The organism is Bacteroidota bacterium, from assembly GCA_018266835.1.
In the GTDB taxonomy this organism is placed as follows: Bacteria; Bacteroidota; Ignavibacteria; order Tepidaquicellales; family Tepidaquicellaceae; genus JAFDZO01.
On record JAFDZP010000002.1, the window covers coordinates 592,467 to 605,989 of the forward strand.

Sequence of the window (13,523 nt, forward strand, 5' to 3'; positions counted from 1 at the left end):
AAACTTCTTTCCAAAAATAATTATTCCAAATAAAGCCTGTCACAAACAGGCTTTTTTATTCATAACTCTCCGCTATAATGAATTTTTACTTTGCTTCAATTAAGGTAAATTACTTAAAGAAAATTTATTGATGCAAAAATATGTATGCGCTATCGGCGGCATTAACTTAGACGTTAAAGGTATATCCAACGCCGGAGCAAAAGCAGATTCGAATATAGGCAAAGTTCATTTCACTCCCGGAGGAGTTGCCCGTAACATTTCCGAAAATCTAGCTAAGTTAAAAGTCCCAGTTTATCTTCTCGGCTGCATAGGCGATGATGCAAACGGAAAACTCATTGAAGAAAAAGCAAAGCAGAGTGGAATAAACACTGAACATGTTTTAAAAAGTCCCGATGTAAATACTTCTGTTTATCTTTCAATCTCAGACAGCGAAGGAAATCTTGTTGCTGCAGTTAACGATATGACTGAATCAATTAAGCTGATAAACCTCGAATACCTTAAGGAAAAAACCGATGTTATAAAGAACAGCAAAATTATTTTTGCAGATACAAATCTCTCTGAAAGTTCGCTTCAGTATATAATTACAATTGCCAATGAGTACAAGATTCCACTATACATTGATACTGTTTCAATAGAAAAATCGAACCGTGTTAAAAATTTAACAGGTGAAATAATTTATCTCTCGCCAAACTTAAATGAATTCAATAATCTCTTTGGGGAATTTAATATAGACAGGATTAATTTTAAAATTGATAATCCCGAATACCAGAAATACAATTCCATCATTCTCAAACGAGGAGATAAGGGAATAGTTTACATAGATGTAAAGAACAAAAAAATAAAATTCTTCCCTGCATTTCCTATGGAAGCAGTTGAGCCTAATGGCGCCGGAGATGCATTCAACGCAGGATTTATTTACGGGCTAATAAAAAGCTATGAAGAATACGATTCTATTCAGCTTGGTATCTGCGCAGCATACTACACTTTAAAATCAGTTCATTCAGTTTCAGAAAAATTAACAGAAGAAAATTTAACACAATTATTTAACAGGAAAACACAAAATGAGTTTTAATAAATTTTTAGAAATATCCGAAGAAGTACAATCAGCTTTAAACGAAAATAAACCTATCGTTGCGCTTGAGTCAACAATCATTTCGCACGGAATGCCTTATCCTCAGAACTATGAAACTGCAAAGGAAGTTGAAGACACAGTCAGAAAAAACGGAGCCATACCTGCTACAATTGCAATCCTCGGCGGAAAAATAAAAATCGGACTTGGTGAAGATGACTTGCAAATCCTCTCCAACAGCAAAGATATTTTAAAAGCATCGCGCAGAGATATTCCAGTAATCGTTTCTCAAAAACTTAATGCAGCTACAACTGTTTCCGCAACAATGATTTGCGCTGCTCTTGCCGGACTCAAAATTTTTGCTACCGGCGGCATCGGCGGAGTACATCGCAAAGGCAATGAATCATTTGATATCTCAGCTGACTTAACTGAACTCTCACAGACAAACATTGCAGTTGTATCTGCAGGAGTAAAGTCAATTTTAGATATCGGCTTAACACTTGAATATCTTGAAACACTCGGAGTTCCTGTTATCGGTTACAATACCAATGAGTTCCCTGCATTTTATACACGGCAGTCAGGGTTCAAAGTAAATTATAATTTAAATACTCCCGAGAAAATCGGAAGCATGATTAAAACAAAATGGGAGCTCGGGCTTAACGGCGGAGTAATAGTTGCCAATCCGATACCCGAAGAATTTTCAATGGATAAAAATAAAATCGATAGCGCCATTGAAAAAGCATTAAAGAATGCAGATGAAAAAGGAATTAAAGGCAAAGATGTTACACCGTTTCTCTTGGGAGAAATCAAAAATATTACAGGCGGTTCAAGTCTTGATTCCAACATAAGGCTTGTATTAAATAATGCAAAATTAGCTGCAGAAGTATCGCAATATTTGTAAAAATAAATTGATGTAATATTTGGGTTAATTAGGTTATCTTTGTTGACCTAAAATTTAATCCCCAATGAAAATCTCTAAATTTGTAATTATTGTATTAGTATTACTTTCTTCTTTTGCACTTTATGAAACTCTGGAAGCGTACAGCGGCGGAATCACCGGTCGTACAAAAAAATCAGGCAGCTCACCCGGCTGCACATGCCACGGCACTTTACCAACAACAAGTGTAAGCGTCATTATATCTGGTCCAACTTCTGTTGCTGCCGGCGATACGGCAACATATAGGTTAAAACTTTTCGGCGGTCCTTTAGTCGGCGGCGGATGTAATATTGCTGCACAAACAGGAACGCTTCAATTAAGCTATCTTGAATCTCAATTACAATTATTATCAGGTGAGATAACTCATACTTCGCCCAAACTTTCTGTCGGAGGCGATACAATACGATGGACTTTCAAGTACAAAGCTCCTAATTCACCCAACACAAAGGATTCAATTTTTGCCAATGGTAACTCAGTAAATATGGCAAGCGGCTCCAGCGGAGATGCATGGAACTACGCAAATAATTTTGTTATAAATATTGTTCCTCCAACCTCTATTGTAAAAAATACTGAGACGGTTGAAAACTATAAGCTTTCACAAAATTATCCTAATCCTTTTAACCCAACTACAAAGATTAATTTTTCAGTACCGAAAAGCGGATTTGTAACATTAAAGCTTTATGATAATCTCGGCAGAGAAGTCGCAGATCTTGTGAACGGTAACTTATCACAAGGCAGTTATGAAGTTACAATGGATGCCTCAACTTATGAGCTGACAAGTGGTATGTATTATTACCGGCTTGAAGCCAACGGTTTCAGCGAATCAAAGAAGATGATACTGGCGAAGTAATAGTTTATTTTTTTCTAGGTATTATATAAAGCAGCTTGCCTTTGGTGACTGCTTTTTTTATTTGAAGTAAAGTAACATTATTGTCACATTCTTTAATTCCGGCTCATTTTCAACACTATTCGTTTTAAAAAAAATATAATTTTGATGAGTTTTTGACGGATTCTTTAATTCCGGTTCGTTTTTGCACATCCCTCTCTAATATTCAAAAGTCGCATTATTGTCACATTCTTTTATTCTCACTACCTGATTTTGAACTTCTCCTTTCTATTTATAAAAGTCGCATTATTGTCACATTCTTTCATTCCCTCCTATTTTCAACAATTTCATTTCAATTAATTTTCCATTTTGATGAATTTTTGACGGGTTTTTCTGCAAAATAAAATCTCTCTCTTTTTATTAAATGTCTGTCAATAAATTACAAATAAAAAAATTATAATTCATTAAGAACTTCCCTATTAGTAGGTATAGGGATTTTATAAAAATTTTCCCTTTAAACCCGTTTTAAATTTTCATATTTTGAAGAAAATTCGGGATGTAGATCAGTTGGCTAGATCGCATGCATGGGGTGGTGGTCTATCGGTATTTTCCACTCATAATTGAACTATTTTCCCGTAATTTGGTACCAATTTGGTACTTAGTTCGAGCTTAAACCTAATTTTTTCTAAATAGAAGAAACATTCTAAATTTGAAAAAGTTATGTTTATCACAAAAGCTCGTAACGGTTACTTCTATCTTTACTACAATACAAATGGTAAAAGAAAGAAAGTCTCAACCTTAACCAAAAACAAGTCTCAGGCTTTAAAGTTTTTAAAGGACTTTAACCAAGATATCAAACCTATTATTCCTATCCCAAAGAGCTACTCCCTCTCGGAACTTCGCACTCCAATTCTGAATTATGTTCAAAGTAATTATGCAAAGGACACATTAGCACAGTATATTACCACGTTCAAAAACTTAATAAGAATTTTAGGTGATATAAAATTAGAGCAATTTGGAATAATGGAAATGGAGCATTATAAGAATATACGTTCTAAAGAAGTAAAAAAGACAACATGCAACATTGATATAAAAAATACAAAAGCAATTATAAATCTTGCCATTAAATTGGAGCTAATTACAGAAAATAAAATTTCAAAGGTGAAGAAATTTCATATCGGAGAAAGCAAGATTTTATCAATGAGTGAAACGGAAGTAAAGAAACTATTGGAAGCAATTGATAATCCAATGTTGTTAAACATAGTAAAGGTAGGACTATATTCCGGATGCAGAATTTCTGAGATATTAAATATCCAAAGAGATGATATAAATTTTAACAGCAGAATTTTAACAATTTCAAACAAAGAATCATTTAACACAAAAACTAAACTCAATAGAACAATTCCGCTAAGTGAAGAATTTTCACAGCTATTGAAATCAATTTTAGCAACGAAAAAATCGACAGATAACTATTATCTATTTACTGATAAGAGAAAAAATAAATATACCCGAGGAGCAATAGCTAAATTATTTAAACCATATATTCTCAAAGCAGGATTGAACAACAAATTTCATTTTCACTGTCTCAGACATACTTTCATTACACTACTCATAAAAAAAGGTGTAAGCATAAACTATGTGAAAGAGCTTGCCGGTCATACCGACATTAAAACTACTATGAATTATATACACATAGTTACAGATGATTTAAGGGACGCTGTGAGTAAAATTAATATTACTTTATAAAAACATAATCGGAGTTTTTATCTCTATTCTCATAGTGTTGAGTTCTAAAAATATTTATCAGTTTATTTTAAGATCAAAACAAAAAAATCCTTCCACTTAGTTGGACTTTTAGCAAGCATTTGGAAGAGTTTTTTAACAATCGAAGGTGTGAATTTTTAAGTACACTGGAACAGTCAAAAATTGTTTGTTTAGTTGTTTAAAACCTTAATTGTAACGAAATTTCAACTCTTCCAGTACTTAACGACTTACTAATGGATAGGATAGGATAGGATAGGATGTAGAAGAGAGAGTGTGTTGTATATGTCTTTATGTGTATAGATAAGTATAATGATATAAGCATTACAGTTAAGCTATAACAGGATAAAAGCCCATGATATTTTTATACTCTCTTCTCATCACTCTTTTTAACTCACCTTCATATCGTCGGTCTATAATGAAAGAATCGTGCACACACAGAACTAAAATATCTCTCTCGGCAAAATGAAGTAAAATTTTGTTCGCTATATTAGAGTCAAGGTTCATCAAAAGATGGCATTTCTTTGTGAACATATCTTGCTCAATCACTCGGTTTCGTTTTATGAAATTATCAAAGTAAACTTTCAATACTGAATTTGTTAAGGTTGTATCAGGCAAATACTGCCTCAAATTACTATCAATTAAATCTTTCCGTATTGCTTTGTATGCTTCATTGATGCTTCCAGAATTAATGCAAATGAGAGAAATATGTTTATAAATTTTTCTTTTCTCAGGTGTAATATTAGGCTCTGCTGCATAAGGGTCTTTTGATAATTTCTTCCGTCTTAGGTTATATAACATTCCTATATGTAACCCGCTGTAATCAAGCTCAACTGTCGAATGTCCATCTATGTGGAAATACTTTCTTACAGCTTTAGGCATGTTACATTCCACTCCTCTATAAAATCGTCCTTCTTTGTTAAAGTTAGTATTGAATATTCTTACAAGATATGTTTTGCGTAAAGGAATAGTAAAGTTGCCACCCGCTAAATTAGTCGGAATTCTTTGCGAGTACATCTTAATACTATCGGCATGTTCGTAGTATAACTCAGCCGGTATATTTTTTATTGATATCCTATGCCTTTCACGAACATCGGAATATTTTTCCATGTCTCTTTTCATAGCTCTTGTTAAAGTTGTATCGTTATAACTTGTATCTATTTTATCCCCGGATGAATTTACTGTTCTTAATATAATGAAGTTTGAAGGTCTGAGGTTTATAACTTCACTTTCATCAACAGAATTAATAAAAGAGATTAAAGAAGGTTTGGGCGTGTATCCTGTTGTAACCCGCTTTGTTATATGCGGTTTTATTTCCAAGTAACCTTGTCTTACTAACTCATCAAGCAACGAACGAACAACTGCATAGGTTTGATGATCCGGGTAATAATCACGAGGTCTTTCAGCGTACCATTGTTTGTTTTTCTGTATTATCAAAGGTCTGTTCTGAGCTAGTGCAAACTTCAAATTAACAAGCAGATTAATCAGAAAATCTTTTTTGTTCTGAAGTAGTCTGTTACCTACATCTAATTTTTCAAATAGCTCATCAGCTTTTCTTTTTAATGCTTCATTGTTTGAGTAAAACTCAAAGTTGTGACGTAAATCTTTTTCTATAAGTGCCATTGTAAAAGTAGTCCCGTCGTTAAACGGGACTTTTAATTTTAAAATAATTTTTCCTTTTTTTGTCTCTCTTTATTCATCTTTATCTGCTTCTCAGCATAATCGAACATCAGCTCACGATTACTATCACCTATATCTCCAGTAAAAAGGTAGTCAAGCAGATTCCTTTTTTTCTCATCAAATATTTTGAACATATCTTTACCTTTTTCTACGCCATATATATCAATAAACTCGGAAAGACCCAGCCAATATTGCACAAGAAAAATATGCCCCATTTGATTGTAAACAGGAGTTGTGCGTCGTGTATTTAAATCCATACTAATTTTATTAAAATTTATATCGTTTTTCTTTTAAAAATTTCAGGTAGCCTTTTGGGGCTACCTGAATTAATACTGTTTTTATTTTATCGCTATAAGCTTTTTAATAAGTTCATCGAAATCCTTTTGAGTGGAATCCTTGGTTAGTGTACTTATAAGCTTACCATTGGTTTGTCTTAAACCAACTATAAAAAGATTTTTTTTCATCTTCTTTTTTTAAAAAAAATTTAACTCGTTTTTGTTTAATCTTCAGGTAGCTCATCTAAGCTACCTGAGTTACTCCGTTTTTATTTTATAGCTATAAGCTTTTTAGCAAGTTCCTCGAAATCCTTTTGAGTGGGATTTTTAGGTAAAGTGCCTATAAGCTTAGCGTTGGTTTTTCTCAAACCAGCCGTATAAAGATTTTTTTTCATCTTCTCTCTTTCTAAAATTTAACTCGTTTTTATTTTGAACTTCAACCCTCGGTGATTGAAGTTGTATTACTGTTTTTAAAATCAGAAGTCGCCCGGCTCTGAAGCCAGGTCTCTTCCTCGTTTTTATTGTCTGCAAGAGCTCAATGTGTTCAGAGGAAGTTTTATTTACCTCCTCACTTCCCTTTGGTTTATTTGTTAATTTCAAGCTGCTCATATTGAAGATTGATTTCATTTTTCCTAAATCTGTTGAACCATATACGGTTTTAATCACAGAGTAAGTGTGTTAATTGATAAGATAAAATTACGATACTTGTGTTTAGTAAAAAAGAGTTTTTATAGAAAGTGAACGAAAAATTGGTCGAAAAAAGGAAAGTGATGTGATTACTTTGAAGGATTTTTAAGAAGATTGGATATCCAAAATTTGACACAATTTAGAGGAGAAATTAATAAACCACCTCTTTCTTTTATTTGAAGCATTTCTACCTGATGCATCACCAATTTGTTTGTTAGTCATTTCTTTTTTATATTTATCTACGAAATGTTCTGCAACCAGAACGTAATACCCATTATCATCGTTAAATTCAATTTTTTTCTCATTACGTAACGTATCAAAAAAAAGAGCCAGACTATTAAAGTTATGGTTCCACACCAGAGGTGCAACACTGGATCTATCCATATTTAAATTTTCAACGGAAGCTTTTATTTTACTATCTTTAACAAAAAAGTGTTGAAGTAATTGCTCATCGTCATCATAAAGAACATAATTTATTTTCCTGAATTCATTAAACAGTTTTATTAGCAATTCTATTGTATCACTCCAAACAATCTTAGGTGTTAATATTTCAGGTAAAAATTCAAATGGATTTTTGCTTTTGCCAGAATCATTTGTTGGTGTGTTTTTTACATCATGCTTTAATTCAATTTCATCGGGGTCTCCCCATCCTAATTCAATATTATGTTTAACATAATAATTATTAGATATTCTGTGACCTACTAATTTATCTATACTGTCATTTAATAAATCTAATATTGAAAAATAATATTGTTCAAATTTATCAATTGGGTATTCTTTTATATTATAGCGAAGAATGAAGTTGTAATATTCTTCATGATGAGAACTTATCAGCTCGAAGTTTATCTTTTTCGGTTCAATTTTAAAAATAAACTTTAGATAGTCCGGGCATAATTTTTTTAACTCTGAAATGTTTATCGGTTTTATTTTTTCAAGTCTGGAAGCTGACTTGGGAGATTTTTTGTCGTACAAATATTTTAACTCATTGAGTAATACAATTTTTTTAAAAGCATTGTATTCTGACACAGGAATTTTAATTCCCGCATGAGTCTTTAACTCGGTTATGTTCTTCAGTGGTTTCCTTAATGCCATGAATGATACTTTTATGATTTATTGCTTAACCTTAATCTCAGGTCGTTAAGTTTGCTTTATCAAATTCTTCATACAAAACTTCTAAAATTTTTACCATAGCAAAAGTATCAAGCTTACAATATTCCAATAGGTTTTTCCTAAATTCAATATATTGTTCAGTAGGTAAACCATCTTTGATAAATTTTAGAAAAGAATTACTTGCAGCGGTGCCATTATTTACTGCAAGATTTTGATAACTCATGGTAGGCACCATTGCCGGTAAAACATCTTTGATAGAGTATGAACCCTTCATAGCGGGTTTATAGAAATGCTTACCTCTGAAAGGAATAACCAAATCTACAAGTCTTGATATTAAGCCATCTATATTTTGTTTGAATGAAGGGAAATCTTTGGCTATTTCATTTAATCGAGTTTTTTCAAAAGCCAGATTGTAAACGACAATACTCCCGGATGTTCCTAATTCTAGAATCAATTTTGTTATAAAATCTTCTCGGGGGTCATTTCTATGTTCGCTTAAGAATTCAGAATGTTGTGTTTCTGAATTCTTAGAGCTTTGTATATGTAAAGAATATTGAAAAGTAATTTGCTGGTGTGGTTTGGTTTTATCGAACAATGGAATTGCAGACTTTATTGACTCGAAATCTAAAAAGTATAATGGGTAAACCAAACCACTTAAAAAACTTCTTATCTCTTCTTTGTTAATATAATCACGATTTAATTTTGCTGAGTTAACATGTATTTTTTGTGTCGCAGTTAATCCGTCTTCAGGGACATCTTTTGCTTTTATAATTCCTCTCGAGTAAAAACTAATTTTTTTCTCTTCAGTTAATCTTGAAATATCGAAAACTGAATCTTCAGGGATGCCCGACCAGCAATGAGATTTGTAATCACATTTATGTGGCTCCTCACAATGTCTTCCAATTGTTCGTGTTGGACAAGTTGTTGAATTAAGAGAATTTTTAAACTTTATAATTTCTGATGCGACGAAATCCTGTTGTCCACATATGTCTGCTAATGCTGATTCAGCTACGAATAATTCTCTTAAATCAATTTCACCATTCCTAGAATATTGGTTATTCAAGCGAATCATTGAAAAGTCATTTAATTTCAGACCTGACTTCATAATTACATAATATTGATATGATGCATCAACTTTGTGTTCGTCTTTTATTTTTGTTGTACTTTTAACTTCGTATGCATTCCACCCATTTTCTGTATAATCAAGAATGTCAATAACAGTTAAGCACTCATCATAAAGAAATGCAGCTTCAAAGATTGTTTTCCTTTCTGAAATTAATCTTTGAGTAACCAGAATTCCTTGCTCAATATTCCCATGATTAAAATTTGTATGTACTCCGTCCGGAAAAAGCCTTTGTGCATATTCACCAACAATTTTCCCTGTTTCAAACAATTCCTTTGTAGCTTCACTAATTGGAGCTTTCAATTCAGGATTGTTCTTATCCAAGTAAAGCATCTTGACACAATGCGACCCTCTTGTAAAACTTGTTTTGCTTAAGATGTAATCAGAATTTGGCATGAGTTCACAATAGAAAAATAAGTTAATGATTTCAATTCAAATTTATCCTACTTCTAAGTTGAATTAACAGAGCATATTATTTAAATTATAAATTAATAATCAATTTCTTAGAAAATAGTAATGTAGTTAGATGAATCATTGGAAAGAGCCGTATCCCGATAAAATGGAAAATTTAATCTTGGATTGTGAATCTGTATTAGAATCACTACTGTTAAAAATAAATCATAAAGATTGCAAAACTTTAGGAGAGTTATTTATTAAAGATAAAAACAGCAACAAAATACTTATAAGAAAAGATGAGATAAAAAGACTTGGTTATACTTTTAATAATCGATTAACTAAATCAGATAAAAATCTTAATGAAATTAAAGGAATTTATATGTTCGGTAGTATTGACGAAGTTGATAAAATTGAGCCTATTTACATAGGCATTTCAGGTACAATTTTGAGAAGAATTAGACAACACTGTTGGGGTAAGTATCACTCCGAAGCAACTTTAGCATATTTGATGACTTCAAGTGATTTAAACCATCAAGGTAGAAGAGACCAACTTTCATATAGTGAATTGGAATTACGACAAGTAGTTATAAGAAACTTTAAAGTTGCTTTTTTTCCTTTACAAGATGATTATTCGTTGTATTTTATGGAAGTTTACATTGCTGGAAGGCTTAAAATTAAATGGAATAGTTTTAGAACACATTGAAGTAAAAGATAAATTCAAAATATTTATTAAAACATACTAAATAGAATGTTAGATTATACCAATTATAATAGAGGTTCGGAATGGAGAAAGTGGGACTTACATTTACACACTCCAGGAACAAATAAAAATGATCAATTTGAAGGTGAAACTTTGGATGAAAAGTGGAAACTATTTATTCAGACTATCAATACATCTCCAATAGAAATTGCTGTAGTTGGTATTACGGATTATTTTAGTGTTTCAAATTATTTTAAATTTAAAGAATATTTACTAAATGGAGCTATAACTAAAAAGATTGAGTTAATTTTACCTAACATTGAATTAAGAGTACTACCAGTTACAGGATCCTCTACCCCTATAAACCTTCATTGTATTTTTAATTCTGAAATTGATAAGGAAATTGAAACAAGATTTTTAGCAAAATTAAAGTTTACTAACGGAAGTAGTAGTTATTCAGCAACCGAATCAGAATTGGAACGATTGGGTCGTGACCATGAAAACAACACAGGACTTGATAAAATTTCTGCATACAAAAAGGGAGTTGAGCAATATGTGATTACTATGGAAACTCTTTTTGATGTATTTAAAAATGATAAAATGCTTCGTGATAACACAATCATTGTTGTTTCTAATAAAAGTAATGATGGTGCATCAGGTATTATTAAGCATGAAGATTTTTTTATAAATGTAAATGCATCTCAATTAGACGCAACACGCCGAAGTTTGTATCAAGCTTCCGATGCTATATTTTCTTCAAATGAAAATGATAGGATTTATTTTTTAGGAAAAGGAGTTGATGATGTTAGTACTGTAATTAGGAAATGTGGTACATTAAAGCCGTGTTTTCATGGATGTGATGCGCATTCGAACGACAAAGTATTTCAACCTGATTTTAATAGGTTTTGTTGGATAAAAGCTGATCCAACCTTTGAAGGACTTAAACAGACACTTTATGAACCTGGAGATAGGGTTAGAATTCAGTCAATGCAACCAGATTCAAAAATGGATAGGTTTGTTATTTCCCAACTTGAATTTCTTGACAGTGGGAATTTATTTGGGAATCAAAAGATTTTTCTAAATGAAAATCTTAATGCAATTATTGGAGGTAAATCATCCGGAAAATCTCTACTATTATTTTCTACTGCAAAAAGTATTGATCCAGATCAAGTAGAAAAAACATCAAAAAGGTTAAATTTTGATGGGTATACTTTCAATTCTAATTTTAATTTCAAGGTTATATGGAAAAATGGTGATACTGATTTATTGAATGATTTAAAAGGAGCCAAAGAACACAAAATAATATACATTCCACAACTTTACATTAATTATTTAGTTGAAAAAAACAACAAGAAAGAGTTAAATGATTTGGTTCAAAATATTCTTCAACAAGACCCAACGTTTAAGAAATTTTATGATCAATCAACTCTATTGATTAGGAATATTACTTCACAAATAGATTTACTTTTAAATGAATACTTGGCTATGAGAAATAATGGGAAAGAACTCGTTTTGAAAATAAAGGAATCAGGTAAATCTGAAACTATAAGAAATGGGATTGCAAAACTTGAATCTGATATTTCAGACGGACAGAAAGCTGCTAAGCTTAGTTCAGAAGATATAATTGATTACAATAAATTATTAGCAGAAAAAAATACTAATGATTCAAATTTAAAAAAATTATATTTAGAACAGAATGTTGCAAACAGATTATTAGAAGAGTTAATTTCTACTAGGATTAATTTACTTGGAGATAGTACTCAGAATGACAAGATTAAATTGAAAGGAAAACTTAATAAAACTTTAGATGATTTAATAGAAATACCTGATTACATGTTAAAATTAAAAGCGAACATTGAAATTGATTACGATAAAATGATTGATAACTTAAGAAATGAAATTTTAAAATTACGGTTTGATGAAAAAATACTAATAGTCGAGGAAAAGATTAAAGTTAATTTAAGAAATCTGGAACCTTACTTTAGAAAAATTGAAGACCAAAAAGAATTAGTAAAGCTTACTAATAAATTGGAAGCTGAAAAAAAGAAACTCGATGATATTGTTATATTAGAAAACCTTTACCAAAAATTACTTATAGAATATGCACAAATGAGGAGTAAAATTACAGAATTATTGATTAATAGATTTAGTGAGTACAAGAGAATAGTGGAAAAAATTAATGATACCAAAAGTAATATAGGTTCCGATATTGAGTTAAGTTGTGAGCTAATTTATAAATTAGAAAAATTCAATTTTTATGAACAAGTTAATAAAACTACAATTGGAAGCGAACACTTATTAAATGATTTTATAAACGGTGAGTATGTAAAATATGATTCAATAATTGACTTATTTAGTAAACCACTTAGATTTAATAACTCAATGCTAAGCGATAATAATGAAGTAAATATTACAATGAAAGTTAATGTTACTTTTGAAGATATATTGAAAGGATTAGTAAAAGATAATTTTGAAATTGAATATTCCGTAAAGTACCAAGGCGATAATTTGTTGCACATGTCTCCAGGTAAAAAAGGAACAGTTTTGTTAATCCTTTTTTTACAAATGAGTTCTTCTGAATATCCAATATTGATTGATCAACCAGAAGATAATTTAGATAACAGAACTATTTATGATTTGCTTTGCAAAATGATTAAGGACAAGAAAAAGGATAGGCAAATAATAATTGTTTCTCATAATGCAAATTTGGTTGTAGCTACAGATGCAGAAAATATTATTGTGGCGAATCAAGAAGGACAAGAATCGATGTTAGAACAAGGTAAATACCGATTTGAATATGTAAATGGTGCCTTAGAACATTCGTTTAAAGTAACAAATGATACTATACCTCTTCTATTTAAGCAAGGAATACGGGAGCACGTATGTGATATACTTGAAGGTGGGAATGAAGCATTTAAACAAAGGGAAAAAAAATACTCTATAAAATAAAATTGCTTAA

11 protein-coding genes are annotated in these 13,523 nt (G+C 31.2%); 6 read left to right on the forward strand and 5 right to left on the reverse strand.

Translation table 11 applies throughout. From position 1 onward, the window contains the following. Window positions 1–130: 130 nt before the first annotated feature. The 4 genes from JST55_04415 to JST55_04430 all read left to right on the forward strand — a co-directional run bounded on the left by JST55_04415 (window position 131) and on the right by JST55_04430 (window position 4,578). Entirely contained in the window at window positions 131–1,072 is a 942-nt protein-coding gene (locus JST55_04415) for a carbohydrate kinase family protein (protein MBS1492725.1), read from the forward strand. Beyond that, the gene (locus JST55_04420) at window positions 1,062–1,970 is read left to right on the forward strand and encodes a pseudouridine-5'-phosphate glycosidase (GenBank protein MBS1492726.1); all 909 of its coding nucleotides are present in this window, start codon (window positions 1,062–1,064) and stop codon (window positions 1,968–1,970) included. Before JST55_04415 ends, JST55_04420 begins: the two co-directional genes overlap by 11 nt. Before the next feature lie 64 nt (window positions 1,971–2,034). Continuing rightward, complete coding sequence (locus JST55_04425; GenBank protein MBS1492727.1) at window positions 2,035–2,856, forward strand: T9SS type A sorting domain-containing protein; 822 nt, start codon at window positions 2,035–2,037, stop codon at window positions 2,854–2,856. Window positions 2,857–3,552: 696 nt separating this feature from the next. After that, window positions 3,553–4,578 carry a site-specific integrase gene (locus JST55_04430; GenBank protein MBS1492728.1) on the forward strand — a complete coding sequence of 342 codons (1,026 nt, stop codon included), beginning with the start codon at window positions 3,553–3,555 and terminating at the stop codon, window positions 4,576–4,578. A 345-nt stretch (window positions 4,579–4,923) separates the two neighbouring features. Here JST55_04430 and JST55_04435 read toward each other — a convergent pair whose 3' ends face one another. The 5 genes from JST55_04435 to JST55_04455 form a co-directional block, all read right to left on the reverse strand. Further along, complete coding sequence (locus JST55_04435) at window positions 4,924–6,216, reverse strand: hypothetical protein (GenBank protein ID MBS1492729.1); 1,293 nt, start codon at window positions 6,214–6,216, stop codon at window positions 4,924–4,926. Between the two features lie 38 nt (window positions 6,217–6,254). Then, on the reverse strand, window positions 6,255–6,530 hold the full coding sequence (locus JST55_04440; GenBank protein MBS1492730.1) for a hypothetical protein: 276 nt from the start codon (window positions 6,528–6,530) through the stop codon (window positions 6,255–6,257). A 366-nt stretch (window positions 6,531–6,896) separates the two neighbouring features. Then, complete coding sequence (locus tag JST55_04445) at window positions 6,897–7,214, reverse strand: hypothetical protein (GenBank protein ID MBS1492731.1); 318 nt, start codon at window positions 7,212–7,214, stop codon at window positions 6,897–6,899. A gap of 126 nt (window positions 7,215–7,340) precedes the next feature. Continuing rightward, window positions 7,341–8,327: a hypothetical protein gene (locus tag JST55_04450; protein ID MBS1492732.1), complete on the reverse strand. Its 987-nt coding sequence runs from the start codon at window positions 8,325–8,327 to the stop codon at window positions 7,341–7,343. 37 nt (window positions 8,328–8,364) lie between these two features. Next, complete coding sequence (locus JST55_04455; protein ID MBS1492733.1) at window positions 8,365–9,792, reverse strand: DUF2779 domain-containing protein; 1,428 nt, start codon at window positions 9,790–9,792, stop codon at window positions 8,365–8,367. 235 nt (window positions 9,793–10,027) lie between these two features. On the opposite strand from JST55_04455, the gene JST55_04460 reads away from it, so the two are divergent. Together JST55_04460 and JST55_04465 are read left to right on the forward strand one after the other, a co-directional pair. Then, a complete protein-coding gene (locus JST55_04460; protein ID MBS1492734.1) occupies window positions 10,028–10,567 on the forward strand; it encodes a hypothetical protein in 540 nt (179 codons plus the stop codon). Window positions 10,568–10,612: 45 nt separating this feature from the next. After that, a complete protein-coding gene (locus tag JST55_04465) occupies window positions 10,613–13,513 on the forward strand; it encodes a hypothetical protein (GenBank protein MBS1492735.1) in 2,901 nt (966 codons plus the stop codon). The last annotated feature ends 10 nt before the right edge of the window (window positions 13,514–13,523 follow it).

Bases quoted from the DNA above. Each gene is read 5' to 3' on its own strand.
- JST55_04415 (MBS1492725.1), top strand. From the start codon at position 131: ATGCAAAAATATGTATGCGCTATCGGCGGCATTAACTTAGACGTTAAA.
- JST55_04420 (MBS1492726.1), top strand. From the start codon at position 1,062: ATGAGTTTTAATAAATTTTTAGAAATATCCGAAGAAGTACAATCAGCT.
- JST55_04425 (MBS1492727.1), top strand. From the start codon at position 2,035: ATGAAAATCTCTAAATTTGTAATTATTGTATTAGTATTACTTTCTTCT.
- JST55_04430 (MBS1492728.1), top strand. From the start codon at position 3,553: ATGTTTATCACAAAAGCTCGTAACGGTTACTTCTATCTTTACTACAAT.
- JST55_04435 (MBS1492729.1), bottom strand. From the start codon at position 6,216: ATGGCACTTATAGAAAAAGATTTACGTCACAACTTTGAGTTTTACTCA.
- JST55_04440 (MBS1492730.1), bottom strand. From the start codon at position 6,530: ATGGATTTAAATACACGACGCACAACTCCTGTTTACAATCAAATGGGG.
- JST55_04450 (MBS1492732.1), bottom strand. From the start codon at position 8,327: ATGGCATTAAGGAAACCACTGAAGAACATAACCGAGTTAAAGACTCAT.
- JST55_04460 (MBS1492734.1), top strand. From the start codon at position 10,028: ATGGAAAATTTAATCTTGGATTGTGAATCTGTATTAGAATCACTACTG.
- JST55_04465 (MBS1492735.1), top strand. From the start codon at position 10,613: ATGTTAGATTATACCAATTATAATAGAGGTTCGGAATGGAGAAAGTGG.